The sequence below is a fragment of the Amycolatopsis sp. NBC_01488 genome (assembly GCF_036227105.1).
Lineage (GTDB): Bacteria > Actinomycetota > Actinomycetes > Mycobacteriales > Pseudonocardiaceae > Amycolatopsis.
Window position 1 is genome coordinate 9,443,180 of record NZ_CP109434.1, and the last position, 21,230, is coordinate 9,464,409.

19 protein-coding genes are annotated in these 21,230 nt (G+C 72.1%); 6 read left to right on the top strand and 13 right to left on the bottom strand.

Annotated elements, in window-relative coordinates:
* Positions 1-100: 100 nt before the first annotated feature.
* From OG738_RS44295 to OG738_RS44315, 5 genes are all read right to left on the bottom strand, one after another.
* A complete protein-coding gene (locus tag OG738_RS44295; protein WP_329050070.1) occupies positions 101-2,275 on the bottom strand; it encodes a SulP family inorganic anion transporter in 2,175 nt (724 codons plus the stop codon).
* Positions 2,276-2,443: 168 nt separating this feature from the next.
* Positions 2,444-4,663, bottom strand: coding sequence for a bifunctional SulP family inorganic anion transporter/carbonic anhydrase (locus tag OG738_RS44300; RefSeq protein WP_329050072.1), 2,220 nt, complete (start codon positions 4,661-4,663; stop codon positions 2,444-2,446).
* Positions 4,664-4,880: 217 nt separating this feature from the next.
* Positions 4,881-6,161, bottom strand: a complete 1,281-nt coding sequence (locus OG738_RS44305) for an adenosylmethionine--8-amino-7-oxononanoate transaminase (RefSeq protein WP_329050074.1) — start codon at positions 6,159-6,161, stop codon at positions 4,881-4,883.
* A gap of 17 nt (positions 6,162-6,178) precedes the next feature.
* Positions 6,179-7,381 carry a cytochrome P450 family protein gene (locus OG738_RS44310; RefSeq protein ID WP_329050075.1) on the bottom strand — a complete coding sequence of 401 codons (1,203 nt, stop codon included), beginning with the start codon at positions 7,379-7,381 and terminating at the stop codon, positions 6,179-6,181.
* Between the two features lie 22 nt (positions 7,382-7,403).
* Positions 7,404-7,817 (bottom strand): SRPBCC family protein, encoded by a 414-nt coding sequence (locus OG738_RS44315; RefSeq protein ID WP_329050077.1) that lies wholly within the window; start codon positions 7,815-7,817, stop codon positions 7,404-7,406.
* A 64-nt stretch (positions 7,818-7,881) separates the two neighbouring features.
* Between OG738_RS44315 and OG738_RS44320 the strand changes: the two genes are divergently transcribed.
* A complete protein-coding gene (locus OG738_RS44320; protein ID WP_329050079.1) occupies positions 7,882-8,505 on the top strand; it encodes a uridine kinase in 624 nt (207 codons plus the stop codon).
* Here OG738_RS44320 and OG738_RS44325 read toward each other — a convergent pair.
* From OG738_RS44325 to OG738_RS44340, 4 genes are all read right to left on the bottom strand, one after another.
* Positions 8,502-9,659: a glycosyltransferase family 4 protein gene (locus OG738_RS44325; protein WP_329050080.1), complete on the bottom strand. Its 1,158-nt coding sequence runs from the start codon at positions 9,657-9,659 to the stop codon at positions 8,502-8,504. The genes OG738_RS44320 and OG738_RS44325 overlap by 4 nt on opposite strands.
* 154 nt (positions 9,660-9,813) lie before the next feature.
* On the bottom strand, positions 9,814-10,866 hold the full coding sequence (locus OG738_RS44330; protein ID WP_329050081.1) for a C40 family peptidase: 1,053 nt from the start codon (positions 10,864-10,866) through the stop codon (positions 9,814-9,816).
* Between the two features lie 416 nt (positions 10,867-11,282).
* Complete coding sequence (locus tag OG738_RS44335; protein WP_329050083.1) at positions 11,283-11,534, bottom strand: hypothetical protein; 252 nt, start codon at positions 11,532-11,534, stop codon at positions 11,283-11,285.
* Positions 11,535-11,601: 67 nt separating this feature from the next.
* Positions 11,602-12,990, bottom strand: a complete 1,389-nt coding sequence (locus OG738_RS44340) for an NYN domain-containing protein (RefSeq protein ID WP_329050084.1) — start codon at positions 12,988-12,990, stop codon at positions 11,602-11,604.
* A 268-nt stretch (positions 12,991-13,258) separates the two neighbouring features.
* Between OG738_RS44340 and OG738_RS44345 the strand changes: the two genes are divergently transcribed.
* The 3 genes from OG738_RS44345 to OG738_RS44355 all read left to right on the top strand — a co-directional run bounded on the left by OG738_RS44345 (position 13,259) and on the right by OG738_RS44355 (position 15,854).
* Complete coding sequence (locus OG738_RS44345) at positions 13,259-14,962, top strand: DEDD exonuclease domain-containing protein (protein WP_329050086.1); 1,704 nt, start codon at positions 13,259-13,261, stop codon at positions 14,960-14,962.
* A gap of 428 nt (positions 14,963-15,390) precedes the next feature.
* Positions 15,391-15,672 carry an Lrp/AsnC family transcriptional regulator gene (locus tag OG738_RS44350; protein ID WP_284750247.1) on the top strand — a complete coding sequence of 94 codons (282 nt, stop codon included), beginning with the start codon at positions 15,391-15,393 and terminating at the stop codon, positions 15,670-15,672.
* A complete protein-coding gene (locus tag OG738_RS44355) occupies positions 15,669-15,854 on the top strand; it encodes a YdeI/OmpD-associated family protein (protein ID WP_329050091.1) in 186 nt (61 codons plus the stop codon). The genes OG738_RS44350 and OG738_RS44355 overlap by 4 nt, the downstream gene beginning before the upstream one ends.
* Positions 15,855-15,903: 49 nt before the next feature.
* Here the strand turns inward: OG738_RS44355 and qcrB are convergent, their stop codons facing one another.
* The 4 genes from qcrB to ctaE form a co-directional block, all read right to left on the bottom strand.
* On the bottom strand, positions 15,904-17,592 hold the full coding sequence (gene qcrB / locus OG738_RS44360; protein ID WP_329050093.1) for a cytochrome bc1 complex cytochrome b subunit: 1,689 nt from the start codon (positions 17,590-17,592) through the stop codon (positions 15,904-15,906).
* Positions 17,589-18,743, bottom strand: a complete 1,155-nt coding sequence (gene qcrA, locus OG738_RS44365; protein WP_329050095.1) for a cytochrome bc1 complex Rieske iron-sulfur subunit — start codon at positions 18,741-18,743, stop codon at positions 17,589-17,591. Before qcrA ends, qcrB begins: the two co-directional genes overlap by 4 nt.
* The gene (gene qcrC, locus OG738_RS44370) at positions 18,740-19,558 is read right to left on the bottom strand and encodes a cytochrome bc1 complex diheme cytochrome c subunit (RefSeq protein WP_329050096.1); all 819 of its coding nucleotides are present in this window, start codon (positions 19,556-19,558) and stop codon (positions 18,740-18,742) included. Before qcrC ends, qcrA begins: the two co-directional genes overlap by 4 nt.
* 61 nt (positions 19,559-19,619) lie before the next feature.
* Complete coding sequence (gene ctaE, locus OG738_RS44375) at positions 19,620-20,243, bottom strand: aa3-type cytochrome oxidase subunit III (protein ID WP_329050098.1); 624 nt, start codon at positions 20,241-20,243, stop codon at positions 19,620-19,622.
* Between the two features lie 95 nt (positions 20,244-20,338).
* Between ctaE and OG738_RS44380 the strand changes: the two genes are divergently transcribed.
* Positions 20,339-20,752 (top strand): hypothetical protein, encoded by a 414-nt coding sequence (locus OG738_RS44380; RefSeq protein WP_329050099.1) that lies wholly within the window; start codon positions 20,339-20,341, stop codon positions 20,750-20,752.
* Positions 20,753-20,814: 62 nt separating this feature from the next.
* Entirely contained in the window at positions 20,815-21,225 is a 411-nt protein-coding gene (locus tag OG738_RS44385) for a hypothetical protein (protein ID WP_329057068.1), read from the top strand.
* Positions 21,226-21,230 lie beyond the last annotated feature (5 nt).

The following is a 21,230-nucleotide window of genomic DNA, read 5'->3' on the forward strand; positions in this document are numbered from 1 at the left end:
GGCAGCGCACGCGCCAAGCCAAGCCGCACTCGCGCTGCGCCAGCCGACGCTGGCCGCGCCGAGCCGGGCCGCGCCCGAACCGAGCCCGGCCACCCCACCCTCAAGCCCCCGGCACCACCACCGTCGCCCCGGCCGGGCGGAACGTGTGCTCCGCCGGGTCGAACAGGTACACCTGCGCCGTCCCCACCGCGAAGTACATCGCGGTCAGCTGCAGCTTCCCGCCCGACTCCGCCGCCGCCACCGACGGATACTCGCGCAGGTGCTCCAGCTGCTGGAGGACGTTGTGCAGCGCGAGCCGATCGCCGGCCGCGTCCGGGACCGAGCCGTCCAGGGTCGCCGAGCCGGTGCGGTGGGCGCTCGGCTCCGCGTGCCGGAGCCAGACCGCCAACGGACCCGGTGGCGGTCCCTCGGCCAACGCCGCCATCGCGCCGCAGCCCGAATGGCCGCACACCACGATCTCCTCGACGCCCAGCACCCCCACCGCGTACTCGATCGACGCGTTCATCGACGGGTCGGCCTGCCCCGGCGGCACCAGGTTGCCGATGTTGCGGATGGTGAACAGGTCGCCGGGGCCGCTCGTCGTGATCAGGTTCGGCACGATCCGGGAGTCGCCGCAGGTGATGAACAGCGTGCGGGGGCGCTGGCCGTCCGCGAGGCCGGACAGCGTGTCGCGCAGCAGCGGGGCCGCGCGGCGGTGGAACTCGGTCGCGCCGCGGCGGGTCTGCTGGGCCGGGATGCCTTCCACCGCCTGCCATTCCGACCACGGTGCGAGCCACCGCGGCACCGCCCGGCTGGCGGCCAGCCGGGACCGCGTCGGACGGCCCGCCTTGCCCTCGCCGAACCACGGGTGGCCGACCTCGTCGACGTCCACCGTGCCGCCGGCGCGTTCGTGCGCCTGCTGCCACGTGGTGAGGCTTTCGAACGCCGCGTGGTCGAGGTAGTCGACGACCAGCTCCAGCCGCACCGGCACGCCGGCCGGGACGGCGCCGAGCACCTTCGACAGCCGCGGCACCGACAGGAACGTCAGGACGCCTTCGACGACCACGCGCCTGCTCTCGCCTTCGCTTTCGACGTGGATGCCCGACCACAGCGTGCGGCGCAGCATCAGCACGAGCGCGAGCCCGATCCCGGCGAGGACGCCGGTGAGCAGGTCGACCACGACGACGCCGCCGAGCGTGACCAGGTAGACCGGCAGATCGCCGTGCTTGAGCACCGTTCTCAGGTGCTCGGGGTTGACGAGCTTCGCGCCGACGTGGACGAGCAGGCCGGCCAGCGCCGCCAGGGGGATGTTCTGGATCAGCCCGGCGAGCAGGACGACGAACACGAGCACCCAGACGCCGTGCAACACCGCCGATGCCCGCGTCTTCGCGCCCGCGGCGACGTTGGTCGAGCTGCGGACGATGACGCCGGTGACCGGCAGCCCGCCGAGCGCACCGGAGACCATGTTGGCCGCGCCCTGGCCGACCAGTTCGCGGTCCAGGTTGGCGCGCGGGCCGGTGTGGAGGCGGTCGACCGCGACCGCCGAGAGCAGGCTCTCCACGCCGGCGATCAGGGCGATGGTGACGACGGCGAGCGCGAACCCGCCCCAGCTGCCCGGCAGTTGCGGGACGAGGTGGACGTTCAGCAGGTCACCGGGCAGTTCGACGCGGGGCAGCGTCATCCCGGCGAGCACCGAGACCAGCGTCGCGGTGGCGATCGCGGCCAGCGGCCCCGGCACCTTGCGGACGGCGGCCGGGAGCTTCGGCCAGAGCAGCAGGAGCGCGATGGTGAGCAGGCCGATCACGGCGGCGGAGTCGTGGTGGGCGACGATCTGGCCGGGCAGCTCGGCGATGTTCTCGAGCGCGGAGCTCTGGGCCTTGCCACCGAGGATGACGTGCAGCTGGCCGAGCACGATCGTGACGCCGATGCCGGCCAGCATGCCGTGCACGATGGCCGGCGAGATGGCGAGCGCGGCGCGGGCGATCCGGCTCAGCCCCAGCAGGATCTGCAGCACGCCGGCGGCGACGGTGATCGCGCAGGTGACGGCCCACCCGAACGTCTGGATGGTTTCGGCCATGACGACGGTCAGGCCGGCGGCGGGCCCGCTGACTTGCAGCGCGGACCCGCCGAGGGCACCGGCGACGACACCGCCGACGACGGCGGCGACGAGCCCGGCGGCGACCGGCGCGCCCGAAGCGAGGGCGATGCCGAGGGACAGGGGGACAGCGACGAGGAAGACGACCAGTGAGGCCGGCAGGTCGTGGCGGAGCACGGCGAGGGGTCTCATGATCACCATGCAACCGGAAATCGTGTGAAATGTCCGCTATGTGCCACCCGTTCGAGTGAACAACTCGCCATATTTAGCTTGTACGTCACAAACCAGACAGAACGTTCACGCGCCGTTAACAGCCATGAGGGGCCCCATCATGGCCTCAAGCGCCGTGAAGGGGCCCCTCGTGGCTTTTCAGTGCTCCAGCGCACCCGCCGGGACGAACCCGCGCACCGCATCGTCCAAAAGGGACACCTGCGCGGCGCCGACGTCGAAGTACATCCCGGTCAGCCGGAGCCCGCCCAGCGCCAGCGCCGCCGCGACCACCGGGTAGCCGCGCAGGGTTTCCAGCTGCTGCACCACGTTCTGCAGCGCGAGCTGATCCGCTTCGACGCCGGGCCGTTCGCCGCCGAGCAGCAGCGGTGCCTCACGACCGCGTCGCCGCAGCGTCGCCTCGCCGTGGCGCAGCCAGCTGCCGAGCTGCACGAGCCCGTCCGGCGCCTGCCCGAGCAGCGCCTTCATCGCGCCGCACCCGGAATGCCCGCACACCACGATCTCGGCGACCCCGAGCACCCCGACGGCGTACTCGATCGCCGCGCCGACCGACGAGTCGTCGCCGTCCGCGGGCGGGACCAGGTTGCCGATGTTCCGCACCGTGAACAGGTCGCCCGGCCCGCTCGTGGTGATGAGGTTCGGCACGATCCGCGCGTCGCCGCAGGTGATGAACAGCGTGTGCGGCTGCTGGCCGTTCGCCAGGTCGCTCCACGTGTCGCGCAGCAGCGGCGCCGTGCGGCGCTGGAACTCCGAAGCACCGCGGCACAGCAGGGAACTGGCCGTGCGCTGGGCCGGCAGGACGACGTGTTCCGCCTGCCAATCCGACCACGGCGCGAGCCACCGCGGCACGACGCGCGCGGCGACGCTGCGGCGCACGGTCGGCGCGCCCGCGGTGCCGCGCTCGAACCACGGGTGCCCGATCTCGTCCACCGTCACCGGCCCGGCGTGCGCCCGCTGCCAGCCGCGCAGGCAGTCGAACGCGGCGTGGTCGAGGTAGTCGACGAGCAGCTCCAGCGTGACTTCGGCGTGCGGCGGCACCTCGGCGAGCACCCGGGTCAGCCGCGGCACGGACAGGAACGTCAGCGCGCCTTCGATGACGACGCGGTGGCGGTCACCGTCCCTCTCGACGTGGATGCCGGAGAAGATCATCCGCCGCAGCATCATCGCGAGCGCCAGCAGGATTCCCGCCGCGACGCCGGTCAGCAGGTTGACGGCCACCGCGCCGGCGAGCGTGACGACGCAGACGGGCAGGTCGCCGTGGCGCCGGACCTCCTTGAGCCCGTTGAGGTTCACCAGCTTCGCGCCGACGTGGACCAGCAGCGCGGCGAGCGCCGCGAGGGAGATCAGCCGCAGGAGGCCGGTGCACAGCAGGCACGCGGCGAGGATCCAGGCGCAGTGCAGGATCGCCGACGCACGCGTGCGCGCCCCCGCCTCGTAGTTGGTCATGCTGCGCACGATGACGCCGGTGACCGGGAACCCGCCGAGCGCGCCGGCGGCGACGTTCGCCGCGCCCTGCCCGATCAGCTCACGGTCGAGATCGGTGCGCGGGCCGCCGCGCAGCTTGTCCACCGACACCGCCGACAGCAGGCTCTCCAGCCCCGCGATCAGCGCGATGGTGAGGGCGGCGAGCGCGAACCCGCCCCAACCGCCGTCCGGCAGCCGCGGCACGACGTGCAGCGCGGGCAGCCCGGCCGGGAGGTCGACGCGCGGCAGGGTCATGCCGGTCGCGACGGACAGGCCCGTGGCCAGCGCGACCGCGGCCAGCGGCGCCGGCACGCGGCGGACGGCCTTCGGCAGCCGCGGCCACGCCAGCAGCACCGCGAGCGTGACGACGCCGACGAGCACGGCCTGGTCGTGGTGGCCGGCGATCTGCCCGGGCAGCGCCCGGATGTTGGCCAGCGCCGAGCCCTGCGCCGAACCGCCGAGGACGACGTGCAGCTGGCCGAGCACGAGCGTGACGCCGATGCCGGCGAGCAGGCCGTGCACGATGGCCGGGGACACGGCGAGCGCGGCGCGGGCGAGACGCGTCAGGCCGAAAAGGATCTGAAGCAGGCCCGCGGCGACGGTGATCGCGCAGGTGACGGGCCAGCCGTGGGTGGCGATCGTGTCGGCCAGCACCACGGTGAGGGCGGCGGACGGGCCGCTGACCTGCAGCGGCGATCCGCCGAAGACGCTCGCGACCAGCCCGCCGACGACGGCGGAGATCAGGCCCGAGAGCAGCGGCGCCCCGGCGGCGAAGGCCACGCCGAGGGACAGGGGGACGGCGACGAGGAAGACGACCAGCGACGCGAGGACGTCGTGTTTGAGGTTCTTGAGGGACGGCGGTCCGGTGTCGTGTTCACCGCGAACGATCTCGATCATGGTCGCAGGATCGCCGAAACCCCGCGAAAAGTCCGCTACGCAAGCATTTCTCGCGTTTGTTCCGTTCGGACCGATTCGGTTTTCCGGATCTTTCCGGCGAAAAACCGCCCGGGATCCTCCGCCGATCGCGTGGCACCGAGCGCGGACCGGCACGGAACGCGACGATGAGGGACCTTCGGGTCTCGCTGTGCGCGTGATCACACCCGATGTGCTGAATTCACGCCTTTTCCGCCACGGCCAGCATCGCGCCGGTGATCACAGCCAGGTCGTCGTCGGTCGAGACGTACGGCGGCATCGCGTAGACGAGGTCCCGGAACGGCCGCAGCCAGGCGCCCTGCCCGGTGGCGACGTCGGTGGCCACCGCCATGTCCACCGGGTGGTCGAGCTGCAGCACGCCGATCCCGCCGAGCACCCGGACGTCGACGACCGAACCGAGGTCGCGCGCCGACGCCAGCCCGTCGAGCAGGCCCTTCTCCACGCGGCTGACGTCCTGGCGCCACGCGCCGCCGGCGAGGAGGCCCAGCGACGCGTTCGCGACCGCCGAGGCCAGCGGGTTGCCCATGAACGTCGGCCCGTGCGCGAGGACCGGCAGCGCGCCGCGGGAGATTCCCGCCGCCACCTGCGGGGTGCAGAGCGCCGCCGCCATGCTCAGGTAGCCGCCGGTCAGCGCCTTGCCGAGGCAGAGCACGTCCGGCGTCACACCCGCGTGCTCGGCCGCGAAGAACGCGCCGGTGCGGCCGAAGCCGGTCGCGATCTCGTCGAAGATCAGCAGCACGTCGTGCGCCTCGGTCAGCTCGCGCAGCGCGCGCAGGTAGGCGGGGTGGTGGAAGCGCATCCCGCCCGCGCCCTGCACGACGGGTTCGACGATCACTGCGGCCAGCTCCCCGGCGTGGGCACCGATGGCGTCCGCCAGAGTGTCCACATAGGACTGGTCGGGCGGGGTGTCGAAGCCGGACGGCGGGGCCGGCACGAAGACCTGCTCGGGCAGCACGCCGCGCCACAGCGTGTGCATGCCGCCATCGGGGTCGCACACGCTCATCGGCGTGAACGTGTCGCCGTGGTAGCCGCCGCGCCAGGTCAGCAGCCGACGCTTCTCCGGGAGCCCGCGGGAACGCTGGTACTGCAGGCACATCTTCACGGCGACCTCGACCGACACCGAGCCGGAGTCGCAGAGGAAGACGTGCTCGAGCCCGTCCGGCGTCAGGTCGACCAGGGTCTTCGCGAGGGTGATCGCGGGCTCGTGCGTGAGGCCACCGAACATGACGTGGCTCATCCGCCCGGCCTGCTCGGCGAGGGCGGCGTCGAGCACCGGGTGCCGGTAGCCGTGGACGGCCGACCACCACGACGACATCCCGTCGACCAGCTCCCGGCCGTCGGCGAGCTTGAGCCGGACCCCGCTCGCTTCGGTCACCAGCAGCGAAGGCACCTTCGCCGGCATCGGCGCGTACGGGTGCCAGACGTGCTGGGCGTCGAGGGCGAGCAGGTCGGCGGAGTCCATTCGCCGACCCTACGACGTCACCGCAGCCGGACCGGCAGCGCCTCCAGCCCGTGCACCAGGGAGCTGTACCGGTAGACCAGCTCGTCCGGCTTGACGTCCAGCGCGAGGTCCGGGAACCGCGCCAGCAGGCCGGCCAGCGCGATCTCGGCCTCCAGGCGGGCCAGGGGCGCGCCGACGCAGTAGTGGATGCCGTGGCCGAACGCCAGGTGCCCGCCCACCGCCCGCGTGACGTCGAGGCGATCCGCGTCCGGGAACCGCTCCTCGTCGCGGTTCGCGCCCAGCAACGAGATCAGCACGAACTCGCCCTCCGGGATCGTCACCTCGCCCGCCTCGACCGGCTCCGCGGTGAACCGCAGCGTGGCCAGGTGGATGGGGCCGTCGAAACGGAGGAACTCCTCGACCGCGCCCGGCATCAGCGACGGATCGGCGCGCAGCACCGCCAGCTGGTCCGGCGCCTTCAGCAGCGCCAGGACGCTGTTGGCGATCAGGTTGACCGTGGTCTCGTGCCCGGCGACCAGCAGCAGGAAGGCCATCGAGATCAGCTCTTCGCCGGACAGCGAGTCGCCGTCGTCGCTCGCGTGGACCAGGTCCGACAGCAGGTCCTCGGCCGGGTCGGCGCGCTTCCGCTCGACCAGGGCGGTGAGGTAGGTGAGCATGCTCTGCGCCGCGTGCTGCGCGTCCTCCGGCGTCGACGAGCTCAGCAGCGTCTTCGACCATGCGGAGAACTCGTTCCGGTCCTCCGGGGCGACGCCCAGCAGCTCACAGATCACCGTGATCGGCAACGGCGCGGCGAAGGACGGCACCAGGTCGGCCCGCTCCTGCCCGGCCAGCGCGTCGAGCAGCTCGGCGGTGATCTCCTCGATCCGCGGCCGCAGCCGGGCCACCGTCCGCCCGGTGAACGCCTTGTTGACCAGCTTGCGCAGCCGCGAGTGGTCCGGCGGGTCGGTGTTGAGCATGTGCCGCCCGAGCGCTTCGCCGAAGCCGCCCTGGTTCGTCGCCCCGGCCGGCAGCTTCGCCTCGAACAGCTCGTACGCGCGCCGGTTGTCCTTGTGCAGCCGGGGATCCGCGAGCAGGGCCCGCGCCGGCGCGAAGTCCGTCACGATGTAGCAGTCCAGCCCGCGCGGCATCCGGACCCGGCGCACCGGCCCGCCCGCGCGCAGCATCGCCGCGAACAGGTGCGCGTCCTGCGCGAAATCCTCGGTCACTTCCACCGACGTCATACCCGCCCCCATGCAGTCAGCCTCAGCGCTCGGCGAGTGCCGCCACCACGCGCTCGGTCACGTCCTGCCAGTATGCCCGCTGTTGCGCGCGCTCTTCCGCGTCCGAGAGCCATTCCTGGTGGAACCGCAGCGTGGTCTTGGCGCCGGCGCCGCTGAGGCGCACCTGGACCGTCGAGTCGTGGTCCCAGTCGCTCGGCCGCCACGTCAGCCGCACCCGGTCGCCTTCGACGAAGCTGCGGATCTCCCCCACCGTGCCGTTCGCCGTTTCGTACTCCGCGCCCGTCTCCCTCGGCAGCTCGACGCCCGGGCCCAGCCAGATCGCGACGCCTTCGCGGCTGACCAGGAAGTCCCACACCGTTTCGGCCGCGTACGGCAAGGTCCGCGAAACCCCGATGTTCCACCCCACATCGGCCGTCTTCCCCACTGAAGAAGTCATGTCCCCATCCTCCCACCGGGGTACGACAAAACCCGTCCCCGGCCCGGGTGCAGGATCTCCGACTGTGCGCTACCGCCCCATTTCCCCCGGCGTCCTGGCCGGCGAACTGACCGAACGCATCGACGCGCTCACCGGGCGCCGACGGATCGCGGTCGCCGTCGACGGCGCGGCGGGTGCGACGGAAACCACCGAGCTCGCCGACGCCCTGGTCGACCCGCTGCGCCTGCGCGGCCGCGCGGCCCTGCGCGTCTCGGCCCGCGACTTCCTGCGGCCCGCGTCCCTGCGCTTCGAGCGCGGCCGCACCGACCCCGACGCCCGCTACACCGACTGGCTCGACCTCGGCGCCCTCCGCCGCGAAGTGCTCGACCCGCTGGCCGACGACGGGTCCGGCGACGTCCTGCCGTCGCTGTGGGACGCCGAACGCGACCGCGCGACCCGCGCCGAGCGCGTGCCCGTCCCCGAAGGCGGGGTCGTGCTCCTCGACGGCGAACTCCTGCTCGGCGCCGGCCTGACGTTCGACCTGACCGTGCACCTGTGGCTCTCCCCCGCCGCCCTGCGCCGGCGCGTGCCGGACGCCTGGGCGCTCCCCGCTTACGAGCGGTACGAGGCGGAGGTGGACCCGAGCGCGCTGGCCGACGTCGTCGTGCGCGTCGACGATCCGCGGCACCCGGCGCTCTACACGCCTTAGCGGACGACGGCGACCGGGTCGCCGTCCAGCAGCCCGGAAAGCCGCGTGGCCATGGTGTCCCAGCGCCAGTTCGCGGTCACCCAGGCCCGCCCGGCCTCGCCCATCCGCCGCGCGCGCACGGGGTCCGCGAGCAGGCTGGCGACGGTCTCGGCGAGCTGGCCGACGTCCCGGCCTTCGACGACGTGCCCGGTGACCTCGTCGAGCACCGCCTCGGGCGCGCCGCCGGAGTTGCCCGCGACCACGGGCAGACCGGTCGCCGAGGCCTCCAGGTAGACGATGCCGAGGCCTTCGACGTCGAGGCCCTTGCCTCGCGTGCGGGCCGGCATGGCGAAGACGTCGCCCGCGGCGTAGTGCGCCGGCAGCTCGGCCCACGGCACGGACCCGGTGAGCACGACGTCGCGGTCCAGGCCCAGCTCGGCGACCAGCCCGGTCAGCGTCTTGCGGTACGGGCCGCCGCCGACGATCAGCAGCGCCGCGTCCGGCACGCGCTCGCGGATCTTCGGCAGCGCCCGGATCAGCTGGTCCTGGCCCTTGCGCGGAACGAGCCGGGACACGCACACGATCGTCGGGCGGTCGGACAAGCCGTGCCGCGCACGGATTTCCGCGCGGCCCGCCGGGTCCGGTTTGTACAGCTCGGTGTCCACTCCGGACGGCAGCAGCTCCAGCCCGGCCATCGCGCCGAACGCGGCGGCGAACCGGCCGCGGGTGTAGCGGCTGACGTAGGTGACGACGTCGACGGTGTCCCCGATGCGCCGCAACGCCTGCCGCGCGCCGGGGAGCATGGACCAGCCGACTTCGTGGCCGTGCGTGGACGCCACGATGCGGCGCGCGCCGGCCTGGCGCAGCGGGTGCCCCAGCAGCGCGAGCGGCGCGGCGGCCCCGAACCAGACGGCTTCGCAGTCCCGCGCCCGCATGATCTGCTTCGCGCGGCGCAGGACGTCCGGCGTGGGCAGCATCAGCGACGTCGGGTGCCGGACGACCTCGAACGGCGCCTCGGCGTCGAATTCCTCGTGCGACCCCGTCCGCGACTCCCACGACGGCGCGTAGACGACCAGGTCGTCCGCCGGCAGCCGGGTGGCGAGGGAGTTCAGGTAGTTCTGGATCCCCCCGGGCCGCGGCGGGAAGTCGTTGGTCACGAGCAGGGTCTTGAGCACGCCCCAGAGGCTAGCGGCCGCCACCTCTTCGTTCCGGGGGCCGGGTGGCGAAGCCCCCGGGCCCGAGGCGGAGCCTCGGGATGACACGGACGGCGCAGGGGCGGCACCGCGTGTGCGGTACCGCCCCTGCGAGGAACTGCCGAGTGCTCCCGGGTCAGGCCGTCGGGCGGCGGGCGCCCGCGTACTGGCTCTGCAGCGGCGAGATCTTCACGACGTCCCCGGTGTCGGGGGCGTGCACCATCTTGCCGTCGCCGATGTACATGCCGACGTGCGAAACGGGCGAGTAGTAGAACACGAGGTCGCCCGGCTGGAGCTGGTCCCGCGGCACCGCGGCGCCGAAGGTGGACTGCTCACGGCTCGACCGGGGCAGCGTGATGCCCGCCTGCTTGTAGGCCCACAGCATCAGGCCCGAGCAGTCGAACGTGCTCGGCCCGGTGGCGCCCCAGACGTACGCGCTGCCCAGCTTGCTCAGCGCCGCGTCCAACGCGGTCTGGGCGGCCGCGGTGGGCGCCTTGAGACCGGTGGGCGAGCCGCCGGTGTCCCGCTGGGCGGCCTTGTCCAGCGCGCTCAGGCTCTTGTTGGCCGCCTTGAGCTGGTCGATCTGGTCGTTGAGCGCCTTCTGCTTGGCCTTGATGTCGTCGGTCAGCTTCGCCGCCGCGTCCCGCGCGTCTGTCGCGCGCTTCGCCGCGTCGGCAGCCTTGGCGGCGGCATCGGTGGCCTGCCGGACGGCGCCGGTGAGGTTGCCCATCGCGCCGTTCTTCTCGGTCGCGATGACTTCCAGGGCCGAGGAGCGGTCGAGGAAGTCCTGAGTGGACGTCCCGGCCAGCAGCGCCGACAGCTTGTTCAGCTGGACGCCGCTGGTGAACGACGCGCCGGCGAACTTGTCGACCTCGGTCTGGTACTTCTTCTGGTTCTCGGCCGCGACGGCGGCCTGGTCCTTCGCCGCGTTGACGTCGCCGGTGGCCTTGTCGAGCTCACCCTGCTTGACCTTCAGGTCGTCCTGGGCCTTCAGCAGGTCTTCGTTGAGCTTTTCGGCCTGGGCCGCGAGGTCGCGGTACTGGGCGAGGGCGTCCGAACCGGTGGGCGGGGCCTGGAGGACGGGGATGGGGGCGGCGGTGGCCGACGGCTGGGCCACGGTGACGAGGGTGATCACCGAAGCCGCGGCGAGGGCACCTGAAACCACGCGCCTGAGGGAATGCGACTGCACGGTCGCGCGGGTCTCCTTTGCGTCTCGGCCGCCGAGGGGGACCGGGCCACGAAGAGGTCGGGGGTTCCTCTTCGCCGTTGTCCCGCACCGCGCGCTCTCCCGCAACAGGTGAAGCACGTGGTGGTGGTTCCGGTTCCCAGCTTCCCGACAAAGCTGCGTCCGGCGGCGATCCCGCGTCGCCGCCTCATCGACGGCCAGGGGCCACGAGATCTCGGACAGGTTACGAAAAGACCGCCACCGCGTCCACCACCCCGGGGGCAAAAACTCTCCGTAGCGCCGCGAAACACCATCGGACCAGCATCGGAGAAAACATGTGATGGGCGTTACACGCTGGGGTTTCTTCGGAGGTCAATTCGACTACCGACCGTTCACCTGATCCGATCGACCATTCGGCGCGCCGACACGAAACGGGCGTGTCAGGCGGTGCGCCGGACCGGTCCCTCCACCAGACGCAGCCGGGGCACCATCCCCGCCTCGGCCAGCGCGTCCACGGCACGCCGCTCGTCGGCGTCCCATTCGACGGCGGGCGGCGCGCCGAGCAGCACGCTCACCACGCAGTCGTGGCAGGAGATGCCCCGGACCACGCAGCGATCGCAGTCGACCACCACGTTCTCGATGTCGGCAACCGAAATGTGCGAGACGTCCACTTCGGACAGCTCGTCGTTCATGTGGTCCTCCTCACGTCTTCACTGACTGAGGAGGACGGTAACGGCCACCACCGACAATTTCCGGCGGTCACACCCGCGACAGGCGGCTGACCAGCACGGCGGACGGCGTCGGGTGCGCCCCACCGCCCCGCACGGAGTCCGCCACCGCGCGGTCGGACGTCGCGACGACCATGGGCCGGCCCGCGGGCTCGGCCGCGACGAGGTTGCGGATCACGTCGTCGGCGAGGACCCCGCGGTCGGAGAACAGCACCCGCACCCCGCGGGGCACCGAAGCGGGGACCGACAGCACGCCCGCGCCGTCGAACACGACCGTCACCTCGGCCGAGGTGCGCGCGGCCAGCGCGGACAGCTGGTGGATCAGCCGGTCGCGCTGGTCGGCCAGCGCCAGCTCGGGGTAGCCGGTCTTGGTGACGTTGTAGCCGTCGACGATCAGGTGCACGCCGGGCAGCGCCAGGTAGCGGTCCAACGTGGACACGTCGGCGATCTTCCCGCCCTGGCCGATGCCGGTGCTGGCGCCCCGGACCATGTCGGCCGGCCGGGCGCCGCGGGCGCCGAGGGCGAGCTCGCGGCGCAGGCCGGTGACCGCGCCGTCGATGGTGTCGATGAGCAGCGCCAACCGCACTTCGTCGGCTTCGCGGGCCTCGCGGGCGGACTGACGGGCGATGTCGGCGTCGGCGGCCGCGCGCTCGGCCCGGGCGCGTTCGGTGGCGACGCGCCGGCGTTCGCGCTCGAGCTGGGCGGTGAGCGCGGCGATCTCTTCGGCGCGGACCGCGGACCCGCGAGCGGTTTCGGCGGCCGCCGCTTCGGCCGCGTCCTTGGCCTGACGGAGCTGGACGCCTTGCTCGCGAAGGCGCTTCAAGAGCTTCTCGACTTCGGCCTCGCGCTCGCCCCGCGCGCTCTCGGCGGCTTTCTTCGCTTCGGCGAGTTCCACGCGAAGCAGCGTGAGCTCGCCTTCGAGGCGCTGGCTGCGGGCCAGCGCGGCGTCGCGTTCGGCGCGCAGGGCGTTTTCCTCGGCGTTCTTGGCGACGAGCCGGACGCGCCCGGCGGCGCCGGACTCGCCGAGCAGGACGGCGGCGGCCGCCGCGGCGACCGAGTCGGCCGCGTTCGGGTCGAGCGCGTCGGTCCGGTGCTCACGCAGCCACTCGATGACCGCGGTGCGGAACTGGGACGACTCGCCGAGGGCGGCGAGCAGCGCGGCACCGCCCAGCTTCGCCCGCTTGGCCGGGGCGAACTTGGCGACGGGCCGCAGCTGACGGGGCACGTCCGTGGCCGGCAGCTTCGCGACGGCGGCCGCCGACAGCTCGGCGATCCGGTCGCGGACCGGCTCGGGCAGCGCCGGCCAGGTGGCCGGATCCGGCCGTTCTCCGGGCTCCTCGCCCTGCTCCGCCCGCGACGCGACACCCGACGGACCGGCGGGGTCCTCGGGCGGCTCCGGCACGAGCGGCTGCGGGTGCATTGGTCCAGGGTAGGCCCCGCCCCCGCGTCACGCCCCGCGCGGCACACGGACCGGTGGCGACCGAAACCCGTCGGTGCCCTCCGGGGGCTCCGCCACCCGGGACCCCCCAAAACTGCCAGAGTCCCCCGGGTCTTCGCCCCGGGCCGGGGGCTCCGCCACCCGCAACCCCCGAAAACTGCCAGAGTCGTCCGGGCCTTCGCCCCGGGCCGGGGGCTCCGCCACCCGCAACCCCCGAAAACTGTCGGTGGTCACCTCTACTGTCCCGCACATGCGTTCGACCCAGGCACAGCTCGCGTTCGACGAGCTCGGAACTCCGTTGCGGGACACGACTTTCGTGGTGTTCGACCTCGAGACGACCGGGGCGGCGCCGGGGCCGGCGGGCATCACCGAGATCGGCGCGGTGAAGGTCCGCGCGGGCGAGGTGCTGGGCGAGTTCGCGACGCTCGTCAACCCGGGGCTGCCGATCCCGCCGCAGATCGTGTCGCTCACGGGCATCACGCAGGCGATGGTCTACGACGCGCCGCCGATCGAGGAGGTGCTTCCGGCGTTCCTGGAGTTCATCGGCGGTTCGGTGCTGGTGGCGCACAACTCGGGGTTCGACACGTCCCACATGCGGGCGGCCTGCGAGGGCCACGGGTACGTGTGGCCGAAGCTGACGGTCGTCTGCACGGTCCGGCTGGCGCGGCGGGTGGTGCCGCGCGACGAGGTGGGCCGGTACAACCTGACGGCGCTGGCGTTGCTGTTCGGCGCGCGGACGCGGCCGACGCACCGGGCGCTCGACGACGCGCGGGCGACGGTCGACGTGCTGCACGGGCTGCTGGAGCGCGTCGGGAACCTGGGCGTCCACTCACTCGAGGAGCTGATGGGCTACCTGCCCGAGGTCACGGTGGCGCAGCGGGCGAAGCGGCACCTGGCGGCGGACCTGCCGTCGGCACCGGGCGTCTACCTCTTCAAGGGGCCGAAGGACGAGGTCCTCTACGTCGGCACGGCGAAGGACCTGCGGCGGCGCGTGCGGACGTACTTCACGGGCTCGGAGGGGCGCAGCCGGATCCGCGAGATGGTCGCGCTGGCCGAGCGCGTCGACCACGTCGTGTGCGCGCACGCGCTGGAGGCCGAGGTGCGGGAGCTGCGGCTGATCGCGGCGCACCGGCCCGCGTACAACCGGCGGTCGAAGAACCGGCACCAGGGCTGGTGGATCGGGCTGACGGAGGAGGCGTTCCCGCGGCTGTCGGTGGTCCGGCTGCCGCGGCCGGGGGTGCTGGGCCCGTTCCGCAACCAGGCGGACGCGAAGGCGACGGCGGACACGCTGGCCGGCGCGTCGGGGCTGCGGACGTGCACCCAGCGGATCTCGCCCCGGACAGCGAACGGGACCCCGTGCGTGCTGGCGGAGCTGGGGCGCTGCGGGGCACCGTGCGCGGGGCGGCAGAGCGTGGAGGCGTACGTCCCGGCGGTCGAGTCGGCGTCGGGCCTGATCGCGGGCGTGCACGGCGGCCCGCTGCACGTGGCGGCGGCCCACGTCGAGCGCTTGGCGGAGGGCCGTCACTACGAGCAGGCGGCCCGCCACCGCGACGAGCTGGCCGGCTTGATCCGCGCGCTCGGCCGGGCCCACCGCCAGACGGCGCTGGCCTCGATCGCGGAGCTGATCGCGGCGGGCCCCGACGGCAACGGCGGCTGGGACCTGGTGGTGATCCGCTACGGCCGCCTGGCCTCGGCGGGAGTAGCACGGCGCGGGGTGCCCCCGATGCCGGTGGTCGAGGCGCTGGTCGCCTCGGCGGAGACGGTGCTCCCGGACCCGGGCCCGTTGAACGGGGCGCCACCGGAGGAGGTGAGGGTGCTGTTGCGCTGGCTGGCCCGCCCGGGGGTCAGGCTGGTGAGGACGACCCGCCCCTGGGCCGAGCCGGCCGCGGTGGCCGGCTGGCGGGGATGGCTGGACCTGGTCTCGACGGCGCACTCACTGGAGCACGTGGGCTGAGGGCGGTCGGCTGCCCGGGTGAAGGATCGGCGTTGGCGCGCCAGGAATCGCCGGGCACCGCTTGGACCGCTGCCGGGTCGGCCGAACATGATCCGCGCGGCAAGTCCGCGGGCCTCGCCCGAGTGGGGTCCGCGACAGCTCCATCGACCAGCGGATCCCGACAGACTGAGCGCCGACCACGACCGCCCAACCAGCCGATCGCGGTCCCTGGAAGCAACCCGCCGGACGGCGCACGACCGGGCCCGCACCCGACAGACTGAGCGCCGACCACGACCGCCCGGCCGGGACCTGCTGCTCGTCCTCGCCCGGTGGCTACCCGCGGACCGCGGCACGATCACCGACGATCGCGCACCGGCTGTCCACTGGCCGGCGCACACCGCGGCCTAGGATCGCGGTCGACACCCGTCGACGAGTCTTGGAGGACCCAGGTGATCACCGCGATCGTGTTGATCCAGGTAGAGGCGGACGCGATCCCGGACGCGGCGCAGGCGATCGCCGACATCGACGGCGTCGGCGAGGTCTACTCGTGCGCCGGGGACGTCGACCTCATCGCGACCGTCAAGGTGTCCGCGCACGAGGAGCTGGCCGACCTCATCCCGGGCCGGATCGGGAAGGTGCCGGGGGTGCTCGACACCGTCACGCACATCGCGTTCCGGTCGTACTCCCGCGCCGACACCGAGCAGGCCTTCGCGATCGGCGCCGAGGATTGAGCGAGCTCCCGGAGGAACTGGCCGCCGCGCTCGCCGCGGCGCCGGACGCGAACGCCGCGTTCGAGGCCCTGCCGCCGTCACACCGGCGCGAGTACGTCCAGTGGGTGGCCGAGGCCAAGAAGGCCGAGACGCGCGTCTCGAGGGCGGAGAAGGCCGTACAGCGGCTCCGCGACAACGCCTGACACGACGAAGGCCACCTCCCGCCGGAGGTGGCCTTCGTCGTCGGTCGAGCTAGTGGTCCGGCTGCTTGGCTGCCGACGCCGTCTCGGCGGAGTCGAACTCGCCGTGCTGGCCGTGCTGGCCGATTTCGCCGCCGGTCTCGCCGTGGCCGTTGCCGTGGGCCCGCTGCAGCGCGGCGGTCTCCTCGGCCGGGTCCGGCGACCACAACGTGCCCGGGACCGCCGCACCGGCCGAGCCCAGCTTGTTCATCTTCTTCGGCACCGAAGCGCCCTGGTACTCGAGCGGGATCGCGTGGCCGTGGCTGTCGACGCCGGCCAGCGGCTGGTGGATCTCGATGAACTCACCGTGCGGCAGCCGCTTGATGATGCCGGTCTCGACGCCGTGCTCCAGCACCTCGCGGTCGGCCCGCTGCAGGCCCAGGCAGAGCCGGTAGGTCAGGTAGTAGGCCACCGGCGGCACGATCAGCACGCCGATGCGGCCCGCCCACGTCGTCGCGTTCAGCGAGATGTCGAACTGGTCGGCGATGATGTCGTTGAAGCCCGACAGCTCGATGACGGCGAAGAAGCCCAGCGCCATCGCGCCCAGCGCGGTGCGGACCGGTGCGTCACGCGGCCGCTGGAGCAGGTTGTGGTGCGCGATGTCCTTGGACAGCTTCCGCTCGATGAACGGGTAGCCGAGCAGCAGGCCGAACAGGATCGGCATGCCGATCGCGCCGGGGAAGAACACCGCCGGGATCGTGTAGTTCCCGAGGTAGACCTCCCAGGCGGGCCAGATCCGGAGCATGCCGTCGGCCCAGGCCATGTACCAGTCGGGCTGCGAGCCCGCCGACACCTGCGCCGGGTTGTACGGGCCGAAGTTCCACACCGGGTTGATCTGGAACAGCCCCGACATCAACGCCAGCACCCCGATGACCAGGGTGAAGAACGCCCCGCCCTTGAGCGCGAAGTACGGCATGATCCGCACCCCGACGACGTTGGTCTCCTTGCGCCGCACCCCCGGGAACTGGGTGTGCTTCTGGTACCACACCAACGCCAGGTGCGCCCCGACCAGCGCCAGCATGATCCCCGGCAGCAGCAGGATGTGCAGCGTGTACAACCGCGGGATGATCTGGTCGCCCGGGAACTCCCCGCCGAACAGCGCCCAGTGGATCCAGGTCCCGATCACCGGCACCGACAACACGATGCCCGAGAGCGTCGCGCGGATACCCGTCCCGGAGAGCAAGTCATCGGGCAGCGAATAGCCGAAGAAGCCCTCGAAGCAGCCCAGGATCAGCAGCAGCCCGCCGATCACCCAGTTCGCCTCACGCGGGCGCCGGAACGCGCCGGTGAAGAAGATGCGCAGCATGTGCACGGCCATCGCCGCGACGAAGATCAACGCGGCCCAGTGGTGCAGCTGCCGCATGAACAGCCCGCCGCGCACGTCGAACGACAGGTCCAGCGTGGTGGCGAAGGCCCGCGACATCTCCAGGCCCTGCATGTTCTTGAAGCTGCCGTGGTAGACGACCTCCTGCATGGAGGGGTCGAAGAACAGCGTCAGGTACACCCCGGTGAGCAGCAGGATGATGAAGCTGTAGAGCGCGATCTCGCCCAGCAGGAACGACCAGTGGGTCGGGAAGACCTTGTTCATCTGGTGCCGCAGGCCCTTGGCCGCGTGGTAGCGCTGGTCGGCGTTGTTCGCGGCGTCGCCCAACGCCTTTTCGACCGGGCTCGACCCCTTGGTCGGCGTGGTGAGTGAACTCATGACTTACGCTCCCAAAAGGCCGGACCGATGGCCTCGATGAAGTCGCCTCGCGCGATCAAGTATCCCTCTTCGTCCACCGTGATCGGTAGCTGGGCCAGCGGACGGGTCGCCGGGCCGAAGATCGGCTTGGCGTAGTGGAGGGCGTCGAACTGCGACTGGTGGCACGGGCACAGGATGCGGTTGGTCCGCTGCTCGTACAGGGAGGTCGGGCAGCCGACGTGGCTGCAGATCTTCGTGTACGCGTACAGGTCGCCGAAGTTGAAGTCCTCCTGGCCGGACCGCTTGACCACCTTGGCGGCGTCGGTCGGGCGCAGGCGGATCAGCATGACCGGGTTGTCGATCCGGGTCAGCGCGGCGGCCAGCAGCTCCGGCTTGCCCTTCTCGGAGTCGCGGTACGGGAAGACCGTCTCCATGGCGCCGGCGTCGAGGTCCTCGGCCTTGACGAGGCTGACCTGCTCGCCGTCTTCCAGCGGCTTGCCGGTGTCGCGGCGCAGGTAGACCTTCTCGCCGGGGAAGTTCGGCTGCCAGCCGGTGTGCCAGAGCGACGCCCGGTTGTCGCTGTCCTTCCACGGGTTCTTGATGAAGGACGCCAGCGGCAGCGCTGCGGCCGCGAGGCCCAGCGCGCCGGCCCCGGCGATCGCCGACCGCTTGATCAGCGACCGGCGGGCGATCGTGCTGCGGCTGCCGGCGTCGGACAGGTGCGCGAGGAACGTCGCGCGGTCGACCTCGGGCGACCCCTCGCCGTCGCCGTCGTGGCGCTCCTGGACCGCGACCTCGGCGGGCACGAACTTCTTCGTGTACAGGATCACGCCGATGCCCAGGCCGAGGATGGCCAGGCCGAGCGTGATGCCGAGCATCGGGGTGTAGAGGCTGTACCAGAAGTAGCCGCTCTCGTTGTCCGGCGCCTGGTACTGCCACGGCCACCAGATGAGCGAGACGACGAACCCGATCCCGGCCAGCGCGGACAGGCCGAACCAGAACGCCACCAGGCGCTCGGCCCGCCTTTCCGCGCGGGTGCCCTCCACGGGCCACGGCGTCGGGTACTCGACGATCTCGACGCCGTCGAGCTCCCCGCCCAGCTTCAGCAGCTGGTCCCGGTCCATCTCAGCCAGCTCCGCCTCCGACGGCGGCTTAGGCCCCTCGGCACTCATGCCTTCGATCCAATCCACAACGTCACGCCGATCAGCGCGGCGATCCCGACGATGAAGGCGATCACGCCCTCGGAAGCGGGGCCGACCCCGCCGAGGCCGTTCCCACCTGGGTCATTGTTGCCGTCGGACACCGACTTCACGTAGGCGACGATGTCCTTCTTCTCCTCCGGCGACAGCTGCCGGTCGGAGAACTTCGGCATGTTCTGCGGGCCGGTGAGCATGGCCGTGTAGATCTGCTCTTCGCTGGCCGGGTCCAGGTTCGGCGCGTACTTGCCGGCGGACAGCGCACCGCCGCGGCCGGTGAAGTTGTGGCACGACGCGCAGTTGAGGCGGAACAGCTCGCCACCGCGGGCCGGGTCGGACCCGCGCAGGGCCTCGCCCTTCTCCGCGGGGCGCTGGACGCCGCCGCCGTGCGCCTGGATGTAGGCGCCGACCGCGTCGATCTCGGCCTCGGTCAGCTTCGGCGGCTTCCGCTCGATCTGCGCCTCCTGGCGCGCGGCGGGCATCCGGCCGGAAGAAGTCTGGAAGTACACCGCGGCGTCGCCGATGCCGATCAGGCTCGGCCCGCGGTCCTTCACGCCCTCGAGGTTCGCGCCGTGGCAGGCGATGCAGGTGTTGTTGTAGACCTGCTCGCCGAGACGCAGCTGCGCCGGCGTGCCCTGGGCCTGCGCGGTCTGCGGCTCCGGGGCGAACACGGCGTACAGGGCGCCGGCGCCCACCAGCGCGATACCGAGCGCGAGCAGGCCGGCGAACCGCCTCCGCAGCTTCGACCGCGCGCGGTACCGGCGCTCCGAGGTTTTGGTGCTGGTGGTCATCTTGCGGCAACCCTTGCTGTCAGTTCAGGCCGATGGTGAAGGTGGTGGCGGCTGGGCGGACCTACGGAAGGAGGTAGATCACGCCGAAGAGGCCGACCCACACGATGTCGACGAAGTGCCAGTAGTAGGACACGACGATCGCCGACGTGGCCTGGGCGGGCGTGAACTTGCTCAGTTTCGTGCGGATGAGCAGGTACACGAAGGCGAAGAGCCCGCCGATGACGTGCAGGCCGTGGAAGCCGGTCGCGAGGAAGAAGACCGTGCCGAACGGGCCGGACGGGATCGTCATCCCCTCGTCGACCAGGTTGTGGTACTCGTTGGCCTGGCCGGCGACGAAGATCGCGCCCATGATCAACGTGATGATGTACCAGCGGCGCAGGCCGTAGACGTCGCCGCGCTCGGCGGCGAACACGCCGAACTGGCAGGTCAGCGAGGACAGCACGAGGATCACCGTGAACGGGATCGCGTACGCCACGTTGAGGTGGAACTCCTCGCCGTGCAGCGGCGGCGGCCACTGGCCGGACGAGTTCTGCGCCTTGACGGTGAAGAACATCGCGAACAGTCCGGCGAAGAACATCAGCTCGCTGGAAAGCCACACGATGGTGCCGACACTGACCATGTTCGGCCGGTTCAGCGAGTGGACCCGCTGACTGATGGTGGGAGCTGCCGTTGTCACGCGTCGCATTATGTCCTCTCGCACCGCCGCTCCGCCGGGTGGGTCCACGGCGAGCCGTCTGCGTAACCGATCACACCGGATGCCCGGGAAGGTGAGCGCTACTCATGGGTTTGTTCGACCGGCTGCGTGACCTGGTCAAAAAGCGGGAAACCGCTGGTCTGACACCCGATACGCCCGGATTGGAGATCGTCGCCGAGGCCTTCGACCCGGCCGTCGCGGACTCGGCCGTCCTCGCCGGTTCACCCGCCTGGGTCAGCACCGCACCGGCCGTCCTGCGGCACCACCTGCTCCTGCCGCCGGACCGGCTCGCCGAAGCGGCGTCGATCCTCGCCCAGGACGGCTACGACCTGCGGGAACAGTCCGTTGACGGCGACCTCACGCGGGTCCACGCGGTCCGCGTCCAGGTCCTCGACGCGCTGCACTGCGCCCAGGAACGGTCCCGGATGGCGGGCCTGGCGCAGCGGCTCGGGGGCGACGCGCTGGGCTGGGACGCGCTCCAGCCGGAGCCGACCGCGTGATGTCGGTCTCGGCCGATACGATCGGCGTGGTTCGAGCGTTATGAGACGGAGGCGTGTCCAACATGGGCGAGCGGTCGATGCGGGTCCTGGTGTTCAGCCACAAGCCGGAGGTGCGCGAAGCGATCGTGAACGCGGTCGGCCGGCGGCCCGCCGCCGACCTGGCGCGCGTGGACTACGTCGAGGCGGCCGGGATCGCGGACGTGCTGTCCGAGGTGGACGCCGGGCACGTCGACCTGGCGATCCTCGACGGCGAGGCGCAGCCGACCGGCGGCATCGGCCTCTGCCGCCAACTGAAGGCGGAGATCACCGACTGTCCCCCGATCGTGGTCGCGGTGCGGCGCCGGGACGACCGGTGGCTGGCGACGTGGTCGCAGGCGGACGCCGTGCTGGTGCACCCGCTGGACCCGCTGACCGCCGCGGAGACCGTCGCCGACGTGCTGCGCGCGCGACGGGTCCCCGCCGTGAACGGCTGAGCCCG

Bases quoted from the DNA above. Each gene is read 5' to 3' on its own strand.
- OG738_RS44295 (WP_329050070.1), bottom strand. From the start codon at position 2,275: ATGGTGATCATGAGACCCCTCGCCGTGCTCCGCCACGACCTGCCGGCC.
- OG738_RS44300 (WP_329050072.1), bottom strand. From the start codon at position 4,663: ATGATCGAGATCGTTCGCGGTGAACACGACACCGGACCGCCGTCCCTC.
- OG738_RS44305 (WP_329050074.1), bottom strand. From the start codon at position 6,161: ATGGACTCCGCCGACCTGCTCGCCCTCGACGCCCAGCACGTCTGGCAC.
- OG738_RS44310 (WP_329050075.1), bottom strand. From the start codon at position 7,381: ATGACGTCGGTGGAAGTGACCGAGGATTTCGCGCAGGACGCGCACCTG.
- OG738_RS44315 (WP_329050077.1), bottom strand. From the start codon at position 7,817: ATGACTTCTTCAGTGGGGAAGACGGCCGATGTGGGGTGGAACATCGGG.
- OG738_RS44335 (WP_329050083.1), bottom strand. From the start codon at position 11,534: ATGAACGACGAGCTGTCCGAAGTGGACGTCTCGCACATTTCGGTTGCC.
- OG738_RS44340 (WP_329050084.1), bottom strand. From the start codon at position 12,990: ATGCACCCGCAGCCGCTCGTGCCGGAGCCGCCCGAGGACCCCGCCGGT.
- OG738_RS44345 (WP_329050086.1), top strand. From the start codon at position 13,259: ATGCGTTCGACCCAGGCACAGCTCGCGTTCGACGAGCTCGGAACTCCG.
- qcrB (WP_329050093.1), bottom strand. From the start codon at position 17,592: ATGAGTTCACTCACCACGCCGACCAAGGGGTCGAGCCCGGTCGAAAAG.
- qcrA (WP_329050095.1), bottom strand. From the start codon at position 18,743: ATGAGTGCCGAGGGGCCTAAGCCGCCGTCGGAGGCGGAGCTGGCTGAG.
- qcrC (WP_329050096.1), bottom strand. From the start codon at position 19,558: ATGACCACCAGCACCAAAACCTCGGAGCGCCGGTACCGCGCGCGGTCG.
- ctaE (WP_329050098.1), bottom strand. From the start codon at position 20,243: ATGCGACGCGTGACAACGGCAGCTCCCACCATCAGTCAGCGGGTCCAC.
- OG738_RS44380 (WP_329050099.1), top strand. From the start codon at position 20,339: ATGGGTTTGTTCGACCGGCTGCGTGACCTGGTCAAAAAGCGGGAAACC.
- OG738_RS44385 (WP_329057068.1), top strand. From the start codon at position 20,815: ATGGGCGAGCGGTCGATGCGGGTCCTGGTGTTCAGCCACAAGCCGGAG.